Annotated in this window: 14 protein-coding genes; 10 read left to right on the forward strand and 4 right to left on the reverse strand. The window is 42.6% G+C overall.

What is annotated here, in order from left to right:
- Positions 1–44 precede the first annotated feature (44 nt).
- Together ACED48_RS07840 and ACED48_RS07845 are read right to left on the reverse strand one after the other, a co-directional pair.
- Positions 45–1,298 (reverse strand): aromatic amino acid transport family protein, encoded by a 1,254-nt coding sequence (locus ACED48_RS07840; protein WP_017057530.1) that lies wholly within the window; start codon positions 1,296–1,298, stop codon positions 45–47.
- 318 nt (positions 1,299–1,616) lie between these two features.
- A complete protein-coding gene (locus tag ACED48_RS07845; RefSeq protein WP_017057529.1) occupies positions 1,617–2,207 on the reverse strand; it encodes a CoA pyrophosphatase in 591 nt (196 codons plus the stop codon).
- 315 nt (positions 2,208–2,522) lie between these two features.
- On the opposite strand from ACED48_RS07845, the gene ACED48_RS07850 reads away from it, so the two are divergent.
- Positions 2,523–3,065 carry a heme NO-binding domain-containing protein gene (locus tag ACED48_RS07850; protein WP_017057528.1) on the forward strand — a complete coding sequence of 181 codons (543 nt, stop codon included), beginning with the start codon at positions 2,523–2,525 and terminating at the stop codon, positions 3,063–3,065.
- Between the two features lies 1 nt (position 3,066).
- Positions 3,067–4,785 (forward strand): ATP-binding protein, encoded by a 1,719-nt coding sequence (locus tag ACED48_RS07855; RefSeq protein WP_017057527.1) that lies wholly within the window; start codon positions 3,067–3,069, stop codon positions 4,783–4,785.
- Positions 4,786–4,970: 185 nt separating this feature from the next.
- On the opposite strand, the gene pabB is transcribed toward ACED48_RS07855, so the two are convergent.
- The gene (pabB, locus tag ACED48_RS07860) at positions 4,971–6,344 is read right to left on the reverse strand and encodes an aminodeoxychorismate synthase component I (protein WP_029627147.1); all 1,374 of its coding nucleotides are present in this window, start codon (positions 6,342–6,344) and stop codon (positions 4,971–4,973) included.
- 245 nt (positions 6,345–6,589) lie between these two features.
- Between pabB and ACED48_RS07865 the strand changes: the two genes are divergently transcribed.
- From ACED48_RS07865 to ACED48_RS07895, 7 genes are all read left to right on the forward strand, one after another.
- A complete protein-coding gene (locus ACED48_RS07865; RefSeq protein WP_017057525.1) occupies positions 6,590–8,107 on the forward strand; it encodes a fumarate hydratase in 1,518 nt (505 codons plus the stop codon).
- Positions 8,108–8,271: 164 nt separating this feature from the next.
- The gene (locus tag ACED48_RS07870) at positions 8,272–8,457 is read left to right on the forward strand and encodes a hypothetical protein (RefSeq protein ID WP_017057524.1); all 186 of its coding nucleotides are present in this window, start codon (positions 8,272–8,274) and stop codon (positions 8,455–8,457) included.
- A 195-nt stretch (positions 8,458–8,652) separates the two neighbouring features.
- The gene (locus ACED48_RS07875) at positions 8,653–10,026 is read left to right on the forward strand and encodes a YcjX family protein (RefSeq protein ID WP_017057523.1); all 1,374 of its coding nucleotides are present in this window, start codon (positions 8,653–8,655) and stop codon (positions 10,024–10,026) included.
- Positions 10,027–10,040: 14 nt separating this feature from the next.
- Positions 10,041–11,093, forward strand: coding sequence for a YcjF family protein (locus ACED48_RS07880; RefSeq protein WP_017057522.1), 1,053 nt, complete (start codon positions 10,041–10,043; stop codon positions 11,091–11,093).
- A 144-nt stretch (positions 11,094–11,237) separates the two neighbouring features.
- Positions 11,238–12,782: a transcriptional regulator TyrR gene (gene tyrR / locus ACED48_RS07885; RefSeq protein WP_017057521.1), complete on the forward strand. Its 1,545-nt coding sequence runs from the start codon at positions 11,238–11,240 to the stop codon at positions 12,780–12,782.
- A gap of 105 nt (positions 12,783–12,887) precedes the next feature.
- Complete coding sequence (rimJ, locus tag ACED48_RS07890; protein WP_017057520.1) at positions 12,888–13,487, forward strand: ribosomal protein S5-alanine N-acetyltransferase; 600 nt, start codon at positions 12,888–12,890, stop codon at positions 13,485–13,487.
- A 159-nt stretch (positions 13,488–13,646) separates the two neighbouring features.
- A complete protein-coding gene (locus tag ACED48_RS07895) occupies positions 13,647–14,120 on the forward strand; it encodes a DUF2947 domain-containing protein (RefSeq protein WP_017057519.1) in 474 nt (157 codons plus the stop codon).
- A gap of 71 nt (positions 14,121–14,191) precedes the next feature.
- On the opposite strand, the gene ACED48_RS07900 is transcribed toward ACED48_RS07895, so the two are convergent.
- Positions 14,192–15,190 (reverse strand): sensor domain-containing diguanylate cyclase, encoded by a 999-nt coding sequence (locus ACED48_RS07900; RefSeq protein WP_017057518.1) that lies wholly within the window; start codon positions 15,188–15,190, stop codon positions 14,192–14,194.
- A 320-nt stretch (positions 15,191–15,510) separates the two neighbouring features.
- On the opposite strand from ACED48_RS07900, the gene ACED48_RS07905 reads away from it, so the two are divergent.
- The gene (locus ACED48_RS07905) at positions 15,511–15,726 is read left to right on the forward strand and encodes a hypothetical protein (protein ID WP_017057517.1); all 216 of its coding nucleotides are present in this window, start codon (positions 15,511–15,513) and stop codon (positions 15,724–15,726) included.
- Positions 15,727–15,821 lie beyond the last annotated feature (95 nt).

Raw genomic sequence — 15,821 nt, forward strand, 5'->3', positions numbered from 1 at the left:
CTCGAGACATAAGATGAATACCATCTTATGAAAAATGCTTAAGATTAAAGAGCGCCGTAGATTACAGAACTAATAGCCGCTAGACCACATAAAGCTGTAAACATTTGTACAGGTGCTGAAGTTTTGTACTTAGCCATTGCTGGTACTTTTTGCATCGCGAATACTGGCATTAGGAACAGGATAGCTGCAATCATTGGAGCACCCATTGTTTCAATCATACCTAGGATACTTGGGTTAACGACCGCAACAATCCAAGTGGTAACAACGATGAACGCCAAAGACACTTTTTCAATCTTGCTTACTGAAGAGTCAGAGCGAGACTTGATTAGACCTACAAGACCTTCGTGAGCACCTAAGAAGTGACCGAAGTAGCTTGAAGTAATCGCTGCGAACGCGACTAGAGGACCCATGTAAGAGATAAGTGGAGACTCGTGAATGTTAGCTAGGTAAGAAAGTACAGAGATGTTCTGCGCTTGTGCTGTTGCTAGTTGCTCTGGAGATAGAGAAAGCACGACAGAGAATACAAAGAACATTACAAAGCCCATCAGCATCATTGCTGCGCCGCCAGTGATAGCGTCAGTTTTCTTAACTGCGTTTTCACCGTATACACGACGTTGCTCTTTAGAGAACTGTGAAATGATTGGACTGTGGTTGAAAGAGAACACGATGATTGGAATTGCAAGCCAGATGATAGAAGGCATTGTTGACCACTCAGGTTCAACGTCCATCATAGAAGTGTTCCATTCAGGAACTAGGTAAAAAGAAAGAGCTAGTAGGATGAATACTAGCGGATAAACCATTGCTGAAGTTGCCTTTAGCATCAGCTCTTTACCGAATACAACACCTGCTGTCATAGCAAGGATAAGTGCACCAGAAAGAAGAGGACGAGGAATAGATTCCATGCCGATTTGGTTTACTAAAAAAGAATCAACAGTGTTTGTGATACCAACACCGTAGATAAGAACGATCGGGTAGATAGCGAAGAAGTAAGCGAAAGTGATAATGTTTGCGCCAGTCTTACCGAAGTGTTCTTCAACTGTGTCTGTAATATCGGCTTCAGGGTTTTTAGCTGACAGTACGAAACGAGCTAGAGATTTGTGTGCGAACCAAGTCATTGGTGCCGCGATTAGAGCTAGGATAACTAGTGGCCAAAAACCACCCGCACCAGCTTTGATTGGAAGGAACAGTACACCAGCACCAACTGCTGTACCAAATAGTGATAAACACCAGGTAAAATCTTTATAGTTAAACTTGCTTGAATCTTTAACGGCACTTACCGAAGAAGTTGTTGTGTTCATGTTAAATTACTCATTTTTTGGGAACAGGAAATAAGTCGGGGCTAATTTTGCAGAATTTTCTTTGGCAAAAAGTAGATCTAAATCATGTAATGAAACGGCGTGTCACATGATATGCGAAAAACGGATTTTTGATCACGAAAATAGCGTGCCACAGGTGATTTATGCTCATGCTTGTTATTAGTTTTTCTAATTTGAGGAGATGGGTTGTACAGATTTATATCAGATAAACGTTTGCGTAAAATTGCATTAATAAATCTGTTCCATAGAAAGGCTCGGATTTGTTAACAAAGATTAAACAAGGTGTGGTTTCAGTGTGATCTATTGCATTACGTGCTGTTGCAGTGACTGAATGATTTGAGCCGTAACGCCCCAAATTAGGTGCTCTTGGAAGGGCATGGCAAAAACACGGTGTTTGATTTTTCTTAAATTAACGGTATGACTATGAAGCTTGGCTTGGTCCAAAATATAGGTGGCAGGTACCTCAAAAATAGAGGCGACTTCGTTCGCATCTATAACCGCTTTGTAGTTGGGATCGACTAATACAACAATTGGTGTAACATAAAATTTACTAATGGTACTTAATGCTGGTAATTGTCCAACAATTTTAACTTGATCCGATCGAATTCCTACTTCCTCGTGAAGTTCTCTCAGTGCTGTGAACTGCATTGAAGGGTCGGAAAGTTCGTGTTTTCCGCCAGGGAAGCTCACTTGTCCTGGGTGATGCTTTAAATGAGCGGCTCTTTTAGTAAAAATTACATGTAAACCGTCTTCGCGATCAACTAAACCGACCACAACAGCCGCTTTGCGAAGTTGTTCCCGGCTTATGTGAGCAACACGCTCAATAGACTCAGGGTGGTAACCGACAGCTGTATTCAGTTGGAATTGCTGAAGGAAGTTCTTTCTATTCATATCAACCCAATATATTGATAATTATAATTTTAAGTATAAGCATAACACCGAGTAGATTACCAACTTTGACTAAAATTTGCCTTGCTCCCCATAGTTTTAACAAGAGAACTCTGTTCTTTTGGATAATTAGTTAATAGTAAAAGTGCAAAATTCAACTTAAAAATAACCATTCCCCCATATTCAATATGTGCATTTAAATTGGTAAGCGTTATCCATGTCATATAATTGGGTGATGAAACGTATATTTTTTGTTTAAGAATTTGATCACAATAATTTAGTAGCCCATTCTAAAAAGAAATAAAAAAAAGGCATGCGATGAAAGGAATCATATTCACCGAATTTTTAGAGCTTGTTGAAGACAAATTTGGATTAGAGTTGTTGGAAGAAGTTTTAGATATGTCAGAAGATGAAGGGATTTACACATCTGTAGGTAGTTACGACCATAAAAATCTTGTGAAGCTCATCATTAACCTAAGTAAAAAAACCAATATAGATGCTGCCAGTTTACAGCGAGTGTTTGGTCAGTCTGTCTTTAAGAACCTGTTAGCTTCTATACCTAATAAAGCCAGCCTTAAGCACAGCAATACCACTTTCCAATTTATCCAACACGTAGAGCATTATATTCATGTAGAAGTGAAGAAGCTCTATCCGGATGCTGAGCCACCAGAATTTAGTTTTATAACGACTACAGAAGCGCAGCTTATATTCGATTATAAGAGTGCGAGGTGTATGTCGCATGTATGTTTAGGACTCATTGAGGGTTGTGCTGATTACTATAGTGAATCGATTGTAATAGAGATGACACCTCAAAATGATGAGCAAAGTGTGGTTAGGTTTAATCTTAAAGTAGAAAAGTAATATGAGTTTGGCATCCGCGCTAGAAAAGAAACTTAAGCGACAGATCGCGGCAAGAAAAGAAGCTGAAAGATTGTTGGAGCAAAAAAGTCTGGAACTATTTGAGACTAACCAGCAACTTGAACTTGCTTTGCGCCAGTTAGAGAAGCGCTCTAAAGCGAATTTGCGTCGTATTGAGTTTCAAGAACAAGTCGATAACCTGTTGATTGATTTTGGACGAGCGTTTCTCCGTAATGATCTGGATGATGTTATGTTGTCTGAACTAACGACTAATGTAATGAACAGTTACCTTATCGAAGCCAGCCGCTTAATACTGCCACCTAAGCTAATCCCAGAACTTCAAACGTACGACTATGGCGACAAAACCGTTGGCGAGCTAACACATGATATACAGATGCCTCAATGGGAAGGCAATATACTGACGGTGCCCCTTGAAGTCGAGAAGGTGATTGTTGGTGCACTGATTGTTAAAGTTAATTTGTCTGTACAAGACTATGAGTTTATTGAGAGTCAATTATCGTTGGTGGCCGACCTTATATGCAGTGCGTTGGCTCATCAGCTTGCCATTAACCGCAATATTAAATCACGTCAACGAGCGGAAGAATCTGAAAGGGCGACACGCGATTTTGTTGCCATGATAAACCACGAGTTAAGGACCCCATTAAACGGATTGTTGGGTAGTGCGGAACTGATTAGTGATACCGAATTAACAAGTTCACAGCGCGAATTAGTGAACAACCTAAGCCAATCTGGTGAGTTTCTAAGAACCATCATTAATGACCTACTCGATTACAGTAAAATCAATGCGGGCATGTTGGAACTTATTCCGAAGAAGTTTGCGTTGAAGGATTTGAGAAACACTATCGACAGCATCTTTACAAATAGAGCCATTGAGAAACAACTGCAATTTAATGTCAATGTTGCCCAAAATATGCCGACTCACTTCAATGGGGATTTGGAGCGCATTACACAGTTGTTTGTGAACCTGATTGGTAATGCCATCAAGTTTACTGAAGAAGGTCACGTAAGTGTTGATATAGAATGGCGACATAATCAATTTTTCTTTTCGGTACAAGATTCTGGGGTTGGAATCGCTGAGTCTGCTCATGAAACACTCTTCGAACCTTTTACACAAGCTGATAACTCTAGTAGCCGAAACTATGAAGGTACAGGGTTGGGGTTAGCGATTTGTCGCAAGTTAGTAGCGATGATGCACGGTGATATTAAAGTTTCGAGTACCGTGGGTGTAGGAACGACTTTTTCTATCGCAATTCCGCTGCAAGTTATCGATATATTGCCTAACAGCGAACGAGAGGCTAAAGATCTCGAGTCAGATGTCGAACTGTCGTTATTAAAAGTACTGGTGGTTGATGATATTAAGATGAACCAGATCATCATCCAACAAATGCTTCGTAAGTATGAGATAGAGCCTGCGATCGCAAGCAATGGTGTCGAAGGGCTTGAGTTAGCATGTAACAATGAATACGACATTTTATTTATGGACTGCAGAATGCCAGTCATGGATGGCTTTGAGGCAACACAGACCCTAAGAGAGAAAGGATATAACAAGTCGATTGTGGCACTGACTGCGGGCACAACACTAGAAGAGCGTGAACGCTGTATTCAGTGTGGTATGGATGACATACTCAGTAAACCCTACACAGCGGATGACCTCAAAGATATGCTTAAGAAGTGGGGTTCCACACCTGCTGCTGTTGTTTAGGTCAAGCTATTTATTATTTAGGTAAAACTACAGTGATTTAAGTTGAGCTAGTGAGTTCCGTGGACAACATGCATTTAGAAAGAAACTAAAAACCCTAAGTGGTCATGATGACAACCGGATAACCTAGGGTTTGCTTTATTTGCTGAACGCCAACGGGTAAACGTCGTCAAACATTGGACTGATGCTTAGCTGTCTTCGAGCACGGGCAAGATCCGGCTCAACTTGTCGAGCGTCTCTTGGTATTCAGATGCACAATCACTATCAAACACCACACCACCACCAGCCCAAGCGTAAAGGGTATTGTTCTCTGCCACTAACGTACGAATGGTAATACTGGTATCCATTCGACCGTTTCGACTGATGTAGCCAATACTGCCGCAATATGCTGAACGTCGATGAGGCTCTAGCTCTTCAATGATCTGCATTGCGCGAACTTTAGGTGCACCAGTAATCGAACCACCAGGGAAGCAAGCTCTCAGTAGAGCAGTTGCTGAATATTGGTCATCAAGGTCAGCTCTTATTGTGCTTACTAAATGATGAACCGCAGGGAAGCTTTCAATGTCGAACAGTTTTGGTACATGAACGGTGCCCGGTTTTGCTACTCGGCCAATGTCATTACGAAGCAGGTCAACGATCATCAAGTTTTCTGCCTGATCTTTATCGGCACTTGCTAAGTCTTGTGCGTTGGCATCATCAATTATAGGGTCTTCAGAACGAGGGCGTGTGCCTTTGATCGGTTTTGTTTCAATAGTGCCACTATTGAGCTCTAAGAATCGTTCAGGCGAAACACTGATGATTGCGCATTCGGTCAAACGGATAAAACCGGAGAAGGGGGCTGAGTTATACTGTTCAAGCTTTCCATAGGCCAACCATTCACTGCCTTGGTATTTGGCATTGAAGCGCTGAGCTAAATTAATCTGATAACAGTCGCCAGACAGCAGGTATTCTTGAACGTGCTCGAACTTGTCAGAATAACTCTGTTCACTCATGTTCGATTGCCACGGTGTCGTTAGGCGAAATTCCTCTGTTTGAGATTTGCCTTGCTGCTCAGATAACCAATTCCAGTGCGCCTCGATGTTCTGTCCAACCACACACGCTGTCTTAAGCTTGTGATCAACCACTATTGCCCATTCATACAAACCAACCGCCATGTCGGGTGCGTTAATATCGCGCTTTGCAAGAGACGGAAGTGTTTCAACTCTGCGCCCCAAATCATAACTAAAGTAGCCTAAAGCACCGCCAACGAATGGTAATTCAGGGTGGCCTTTGGTTGCAGGCAATAATTGCTGCTGATATTGGTCGAGTAGTTCGAAAGGATCTGACTCTGACACCTTACGTTCTTCGTTTACATTCACGGTCGTTTTGACGCCGATTGTCTCGAAGGTGGCGATGGGTTGAGCAACTAAAATATCGTATCGACTATCAACGTGGCTTTCTGAAGCGGAGCGTAATAGCATTGCCCACGGCAGGCTTTCAATATGGGAAAACAGCCGTTTAGCTAAAGTTGATTGATATTCAAGCGGCTTTATTTGGATAGAGCGAAATTCGTTGTTATTCATTTGTTTAATTTGTGACAAAGAGTTCGATCACTGCATGGCGTGTGAGAGGAAGCAAGAGTATCATAAATTGAAAATAAAATGGGTTCTTGATTAGAACGGTGTAATACAAATGGTTTAGTTTACAGCTATGCAAGCGATTGCTAAAGCAACTAAATACAGCTTAACACAATAAAAAGCTAAGCCAATTAGGCCTGAATAGTCAAACCATGGACCCACATGGAACCAGAACAATAAAGAGGCATGCAATGACGGTTATTCGTAAGCAAGATGTGATCAGCAGTGTCGCTGACGCACTTCAGTACATTTCTTATTATCACCCTTTAGACTTTGTCCAAGCCCTAGAAAAAGCGTATGAGAAAGAAGAGAGCCAAGCAGCAAAAGATGCGATCGCTCAGATTCTTATCAACTCGCGCATGTCTGCGGAAGGTCATCGTCCAATTTGTCAGGATACGGGTATTGTTACTTGTTTCGTGAACATCGGCATGGATGTTAGGTGGGAAACGGATCAAACAGTACAACAGATGGTTGATGAAGGTGTTCGTCAAGCTTACAACAATCCAGACAACCCATTGCGTGCGTCTGTCCTAATGGACCCTGCAGGTAAGCGTATTAATACAAAAGACAACACACCAGCGGTTGTTCACATTAATATGGTTCCAGGCAACAAAGTTGAAATTCAAATCGCGGCGAAAGGCGGCGGTTCTGAGAACAAAACCAAGATGGTTATGCTGAACCCTTCTGATGATATTGCAGAGTGGGTAGAGAAGACGCTACCAACAATGGGCGCAGGCTGGTGTCCTCCGGGCATGCTTGGTATAGGCATCGGCGGTACGGCTGAGAAAGCAGCGGTACTAGCGAAAGAATCTCTTATGGAACACATCGATATCCAAGAGCTTATCGACAAAGGTCCAGAGAACGCTGAAGAAGAGCTTCGTTTAGATATCTTCAACCGCGTAAACAAACTGGGTATTGGTGCTCAAGGCCTTGGCGGTCTAACGACTGTGGTTGATGTGAAAATCAAAACAGCACCAACACACGCAGCCTCTAAGCCTGTTTGCTTAATCCCGAACTGTGCAGCGACTCGTCACGTTCACTTCACACTAGACGGCAGCGGCCCTGCAGAGCTATCGCCACCTAAGCTAGAAGAATGGCCAGACATCACTTGGGAAGCGGGCGCAAACACACGTCGTGTTAACCTTGATGAAGTAACCAAAGAAGACGTACAAGAGTGGAAGACAGGCGAAACGGTTCTGCTATCAGGTAAGATCTTAACAGGCCGTGATGCAGCGCATAAACGTATTCAAGGCATGCTCGAAAGCGGCGAAGGCCTTCCAGCTGGCGTTGATTTCAAAGGCAAGTTCATTTACTACGTTGGCCCTGTTGATGCGGTAGGCGATGAAGCGGTAGGCCCTGCGGGTCCAACAACGTCAACACGTATGGATAAGTTCACTGACATGATGCTAAACGAAACTGGCATCATGGGCATGATAGGTAAAGCGGAACGTGGTCCTGCAACGGTTGAATCAATCAAGGAGCACAAAGCGGTTTATCTAATGGCGGTTGGCGGTGCAGCTTATTTAGTCGCGAAAGCAATTAAAAAAGCACGCGTTGTTGCGTTTGAAGATCTCGGTATGGAAGCGATTTACGAGTTTGAAGTTGAAGATATGCCCGTAACAGTAGCGGTTGACTCTAACGGCGTGAACGCGCACCAGATCGGCCCTGACACGTGGAAAGTGAAAATTGCTGAAGCTGAAAAAGCATAATTTTCTGAAGTCAAAAAGTCGAAACAGACGCTAGCTTCAGTGTTTGAATTGCAATTCTTGACAGAAAGTTGAAGACAAAAGTGCAGCATTATTTGCACTTTTGTCTTATTATCAATGATATAGTGATAAACATATCGTTTGATATAAGAACATAGGAGAGAGGAATGCCTCGTTTTATTCAGATCCTACAGATTATCTTGGCAGTGGTGATTGGTAGTTTCATTGGTTACGATTTGATCTTGCACGGAATCAGCATCTTTAACGACAAATACGTAACCATAACATGTGTATTGTGGTTGATTTCTGAGATAACACTGTTTGTTATCTACAAGCTGATAGAAGACGATTAGTAGACATCAACGAAAAAATTTAAAGCCCCTGATTATGTATGTAGTCAGGGGCTTTTATTCATCTAGCATTAAGAATGGGTATTGCATACTCTCCACTATTAGCAAAAGCATACAAACTATCCCAACAGGGAAAGAACATAGGCTTCCCTCTCTATTATCTTAAGCAGCTAGCCTATTTATAACGGAGTCGTTCAAATGAAACACCTAACTCAAGAAATGAGTGACTTTATAAGCAGAGGAACGGATTCTCACATTCGAGTAGCGGTCACGGGGCTTTCTCGTGCGGGCAAGACAGCGTTCATTACTTCGCTGGTTAATCAGCTTCTTTATACGTCTACCCACAAAAATTTACCACTTCTTGCCTCGGCGAGAGATGGAAGAATTATTGGTGCTAAACGTATTCCACAACACAACATGATGATTCCCCGTTTCTCGTACGATGAAGCGATGGAATCTTTGAATGCGCAGCCACCAGAATGGCCGGTGCCAACGCGTGATGTCAGTGAGATTCGTCTAGCAATCAAATATAAGCCTACGAAGGGCGCGAAAAAGCTACTGAGTAAAAACAGCACCCTTTATCTCGATATTGTCGATTATCCAGGAGAGTGGCTGCTTGATTTGCCGTTACTGGATATGGACTTCGATACCTGGAGCCAATCTCAGTTTGCCGCATTGAAAGGCGACAGAGAAACTTACTCGCAACAGTGGAACGCAATGCGTGGTGACGTTGACTTGCTAGCAGAAGCGGACGAAAAGAAACTGGTCGCCATTGCCGATAGCTATACTCAGTATCTTCACACTTGTAAGGATAACGGGTTGCACTGGGTGCAGCCGGGTCGATTCGTATTACCCGGTGAGCTTGAAGGCGCGCCTGTGCTGCAATTCTTTCCGTGTATCGCACCTGAGGGTAAGTTCTTAAAAACAAGTAACTATGCGGTACTGAAAGCGCGTTATGAAGAGTATCAACAGAAGGTCGTCAAAGCGTTCTACAAAAATCACTTCGCGACGTTCGACAGACAAATCGTACTGGTGGATTGCTTACAGCCACTTAATGCGGGCTATGACTCTTTCATGGACATGCGTGGCGCGTTAGAACAGTTACTTAAGAGCTTTAAGTACGGTCGAAGCAATATTTTAAGGCGTCTGTTTGCACCGAAGATCGACAAGATCTTGTTTGCAGCCACTAAGGCTGACCACGTGACACCGGATCAACATCCGAACTTGGTGTCACTGCTACAACAGATGGTGCATCCGGCTTGGCAACAGGCGGCGTTTGAACACATCGACATGAGTTGTATGAGTATCGCGTCTATTCAAGCGACCAGCGCGGGCTATATCTCGTCGAGTTCAGACAATGTCCCAGCGTTGCAAGGCGTGACTTTGGATAATGTCCCTCAAACCATGTATCCGGGAGAAGTGCCGCGTAAGTTGCCCAACAAACAGTATTGGGAAACCAACCAGTTTGATTTCACGAGCTTTAGACCGATGGAGCAACATTCCGATGAGCCTTGCCAACATCTAAGAGTCGACAAGGTTTTAGAGTATCTCATTGGCGACAAGTTGAAATAATTGAGGCAATCAAAATGAGTGAATTAAAAACAAAGCAGGTCTTTAATGAACCGTTGAAGACCTCTTTTGATGAGCAAGATAAGAGCGACGTTGGCCCGGATTTAGGCGCACAACAACTGTTCACAGAGCAAGAGAAATTTATCCCTGTTGCACCGCAATTGGAAGCCGATCTTGATGGTGAAGCTGAGCAGCAATTGGAACAAGTGATTCGACCGAGCAAAAAGAAGAAGTGGTTTGGAACGGGTTTATTGGTCGCTTTCTCTGGCCTAGTTGGATGGCAGGCAATTGATTCGGTGATTACCGCGATTCAAACTGCTGACTGGCTTGCATTAGGTTGGTCAGGCTTTATGGCTGCCATTGCTTCATTGGGTTTAGGCGCAATAGGCAAAGAGCTGTGGAAACTGCGCTCACTTAAAGATCACTTTAGTGTGCAAGAGCAGAGTGAAGAGCTATTGCAAAGCCAAAGTGTCGGTAAGGGCAAAGCGTTCTGTGAAAACATCGCGAAGCAGGGCGGAATTATCGCTGAGTCGCCTTCGTACGATAAGTGGCGAAACAGCATTAACCCAGCACACAGCGATGCTGAGGTGTTGGATATGTACGATGCTCTAGTGGTGAGCAAACAAGATAAAGTTGCGACTCAAATCGTCACTAAGTTCTCGACCGAATCGGCGGCTTTGGTTGCAGTGAGTCCATTGGCGGCGGCTGATATGTTGCTGGTGGCGTGGCGCAATTTCACCATGATAGACAAGCTTGCTGATGTGTATGGCATTGATCTTGGCTACTGGTCGCGTATTAAGTTATTCAAGTTGGTGTTGATCAATATGGCAGCTGCGGGGGCCAGTGAACTCGCAATAGACGCGAGTATGGATCTTGTCTCGATGGATCTTGCTGGCAAAGTATCCGCGAGAGCAGGACAGGGCCTAGGTGTTGGTATCCTAACCGCTCGATTGGGCTTAAAAGCCATGACGTTACTTCGCCCAATGCCTTGGCATAACGAGCGCAAAGTAAAACTGGCAGATATGCGAAAAGCCGTCCTTTCTGAAATAAAACGAATCACGCTGAAATAGTGCATACGACTTTGAAACAAAATGTATGACATTGAGTGGTATGCGGGCGAAGAGTAAACATATGTTTACTCTTCTTCTTGACTGAACTTAGACCTTAATCCACACTACTGTCAACTTATCCTGACACCTATAATAGGACTATTTGTGCGTCTTGAAGTATTGTGTGAAGACAGACTCGGCTTAACGCGTGAGTTGCTCGATATCTTGGCCTCAAAAAGCATTGATTTAAGAGGAATCGAAATTGATGTTAAAGGCATTATTTACCTAAACTGCCCTGATATCAATTTTGATGCTTTTAGTGAACTTATGGCTGAAATTCGCAGAATTTCTGGTGTGAAGGATGTACGAAAAATCCAATTTATGCCAAGCGAAAGACATAACACAGAGTTAATTGCTCTGTTGGCTAATCTACCAGACCCCGTTATAGCGATTGACCTTAAAGGGTCAGTTGATATAGCGAATCACGCTGCATTGAACTTATTCGGCAAGCAAGAAGACGAAGTGATCGGCGAGCCGCTTTCGACATTCGTACCTAGCTTCAACTTTGCTCGTTGGATCGAAGGTGACGTCACTCGTCATCGTGAAGTGGTGGTGTTGGATGGTTTAGATTTCTCGATTGAGGTTCTGCCTATTTATCTTGGTGGCGATGTTAACGAAGCAGTACTGGCGAGTGCAGTAATGACGATTCGGTCGTGTAATCAAGAGACGAACACGCCAGATGCAATCCCAGAACAGAACAACTTAGGTTTTGAACACTTTGTTGGTGTCTCTAATCGCCATAAAGCCTTGATCAGTCAAGCTAAGAAACTGGCGATGCTGGATCAGCCTTTGTTAATTGAGGGCGATACAGGTACAGGTAAAGAGATGTTGGCAAAAGCGTGTCATAACCGCTCAAATCGTTCGTCTTTCCCATTTTTGATTCTAAGCTGTGCATCGATGCCTGATGATGTAGCGGAAACGGAATTGTTTGGTCATGCACCGGGTTCATTTAACCATGAACAAGGTCATAAAGGCATTTTCGAACAAGCGAATGGTGGTACCGTATTTTTAGATGAAATTGGCGAGATGAGCCCGCATCTACAAATCAAACTGCTGCGTTTCCTACAAGATGGTTCATTCCGTCGTGTTGGTGAAGAAGAAGAGATGCACGCTGATGTTCGTATTATTGCGTCAACGCGCCACCGTCTTTCTGAACTCGCTGATTCTGGCTCATTCCGTGAAGACTTATTCTACCGCTTGAATGTACTGACGCTGTCAATTCCAGCTTTGCGTGAACGTTCTAATGACGTAGCATCATTGCTAGAGCTGTTCGTGGCTAAATATGCGCAGCAATTAGGTATGCTAAAGCCAAAGCTCACTCAAGAGTTAATTGATCAGCTTGGTAATTACCAATGGCCGGGTAACATTCGTCAATTAGACAACATGGTTCTACGCGCACTGACAGAGTTGGATTCGGATACTTTAACGGTTGAGCAATTCCACTTGCCTCAGCTAGACACCATGACGGCAGGAATGGCAAACCTAAGCTTAGATGGTTCTCTGGATGAGATCATGAAAGACTATGAATCTCAGATTCTAGAGAAGCTTTACCAGTCGTTCCCATCAAGCCGTAAGTTAGCAAAGCGCTTGAATGTTTCTCACACCTCAATTGCCAACAAACTGCGCGACTACGGTATTAGAAAGAACTGATTGAGCCTGTTTGGGTATGTTATTAAGTAAGTGGGTAGTATTGAACAAGCAAACGGTATTGAGTAAGAAATTAGAACAAGACCAGATAACGGAATAAGAAAGCGAATGGAAGATCTGAGTACACCTGAACGCATTTATAAGCACGATGGAAACCTTATTCTACGTACAGCGCAAATTGACGATGCGAACATGATCAGTGAGTATTTTCAAACAAACCGAGAGCACCTTAAACCTTGGGAACCGATTCGAGAAGATGCGTTCTTCGAAAGAGAAGGTTGGGCGCAGCGACTGATCAAGCTAAACGAGCTTCATAAAATGGGGCTTGGTTATTACTGTTTATTGATCAATGCCGACTCAAACGAAATGTTAGGCACGATATCATTCAGTAACTTGTCTCGCTTTCCGTTTTACGCCTGTAATGTGGGCTACTCGTTGGCTGAAAGTGAACAAGGCCACGGTTACATGCGTAGAGGTTTGAGCATGGCCAAAGACTATATGTTTGATGTGCAGAACATGCACCGCTTAATGGCGGGCTACATGCCTCACAACGAACGCAGCGCTGGTGTATTAGAACATCTTGGCTTTGTTCGAGAAGGTTTTGCTAAAGACTATCTACAGATTAACGGTAAATGGGAAGACCATATACTGACCGCGTTAGTTAACCCTAACTGGGAAGACAGACGCAATGCTCAGACGCAGTTGTAGTTAGCTACAGTTGTATTTAGCAGTAAGCGTATTTAAGTAAACAAGCGAACAACGAATTTAAAGGCAGCGAATATCAAGCGATCTCTAATCGCCGCTGCATCAGAAAGAACAGATAGGCATGGTAATCCATCAGCCTAAGACGAAATTTGAGGAATTTTGATGTCATATACAACTTTGGACGAATACCAAAGAAAATGGATTTTCACTCATCAGTCGATGCCACTGCCAGCGGAAGACTTGGAAAAGATTAAGCCAATGACACAGGCAAGAGCATCTCAGTTTTGGAAAGAGAACGTAAGCCCTCAAAGCCCAGATGCAGAAAGGCTAAGCTCGCAAGATTGGCCGAGCAAAGCATCGAACTGGAATGAAGAGATCAGCTGGATGGCACATTGGGAAGCAGATGAACCAGAAATGCCAGAAGAGATCCTAAACTTCATTGATTGGCAAGATGACGTAACTGTTTATTTTTGTTACGAAAAATACAATGTACTTGAGACCAAGTGGGCGATTTTTAAGAAGCATTGGAAGAACTTTTTGTTTTACGATGATGGTCCGATTCTACTCGGCCGCCGTCGTTCAGAAGCGCTTTGGTTTTCAACAAACGGTACAGTGAAAATCGGCAACCGAGCTTAATGACAGCATGATTTGATTAAGCCTGTGTTGAATAAACGACAGATAAAAAGCGAGCATCGAGCTCGCTTTTTTTATTTAAATTTAGCACAACGTTTAGTCATCTTGTTTTCATACATTTTTATATCTGCTAACTTTATTAATTCATGGATAGGAGGGGGATTCGATGAGTAGATTAGTGTTCCTTGACTAAAGTCAGCCCGAGAATTGATCCCCAAATTGTTGAAGTACTTATCAAAATCTGACTTAACTCGAGTTACTATTTGTTCTAAAGAGGTTTCTGATACATCTCTACACAATAGAACGAACTCATCACCTCCAATTCGGCCACAAATGTCTTCCTTGCGAGTGTTTTTTTTCAGTGAATTGGAAAAGCATTTTATATATTGGTCACCAATATTATGCCCGAAGTTATCATTGATATATTTCAGACCATCAATGTCAAAATAAATGAACCCAATTGCTAAGCCATATTCAGAAGCACTATCAATAATCTTAGGAGATTCATTCAACACACCGCGCCGATTAAAAACTTGAGTTAGTTCATCGTGAATTGATGTGAATTTTAAATTTCTAACTCTTTCGGCGGTATGGACTTCGCGCTCCAATAAAGCTCGAATGCTTTCCATTAAGTTTATCTGGACAGTTTGATAAGATGTTTCTTTAGTATCTAGAGCACAAAGCGTAGCAAACATACTTCCATCGGAGTGAAAGATAGGTAACCCAAGATAAGAGACATAGCCCATCTGTGTTAGTTTTGGATTGTCGCTCCACTCTTCTTGGCCTGTAGCGTTGTGAACGTAGAGCATAGCTCTTGTGTCCATTACTTTCTTGCAATATAGGTTGATGTCCTTAGGGATTATCTTCCCTGGGTTTGCTTTGACCCCTGAAGATGTGGACATAGCAATGCTTTGAAATCCTACTTCAGCAGTAAGAACAAGTTCAACAGCAGGAGCATTAAGCACTTCTGCAATATTGTTGAGCATGCTTTTCCATAAAGATAGATCCATATCTTTAACTAGATCATTTATGGCATGTTTGGAGCTTGACTTATATATGTTACTAAATGGCATTAATGATCACCTGATGGAATGTCATACTATTGACTATAATGTCAAAAAATTGTCTTTACAATCTGAAATAATACATTTTTCTTTATTTATAGCCTTGATTGAAAAACACAGTACCTCCTAGGTGGTGCGTTTATAGATAACACCATAACCATATTTATTTTTTAATAAAAAATAAATGAGTTCTTTCTGTTCAAACAATGCACTTATAAAGCTGTTTTCGATATGTAAATCACAAATTCACTATGGTTTAATCGGAAAGTATTGAATCAAAAGGGGGGAGTTCTATATTGGAAGTGTAGCCTTAGTGGAGGTGAAGTATTATGATTTGGGATACTCTCGAACGTGTAAATAAACTTCGCAAGGAAGCAATGGAGGATCCAGAGTTTTTGGATTCGGCAAAAATGCATGAAGGATGGCTTTTAAGCGAAACTCATAATCAATCAACCAAAGGAGCCAAGGATAAGAAACCGAAAAAACTGTCCGATATTTATGAAAACACGGATTTTCCTATCAACCCAACTGGAACGAAACATTAACAATGATGAACTGCAACACGGCTGAGGCTCTTAACCCGAAAACTGATTATCAACGACACATACCAGGCTTAAGCCACCAATAAAAAAGCCACTTT

It is taken from the genome of Vibrio sp. 5S239 (assembly GCF_041439575.1).
Classification (GTDB): domain Bacteria; phylum Pseudomonadota; class Gammaproteobacteria; order Enterobacterales; family Vibrionaceae; genus Vibrio; species Vibrio kanaloae.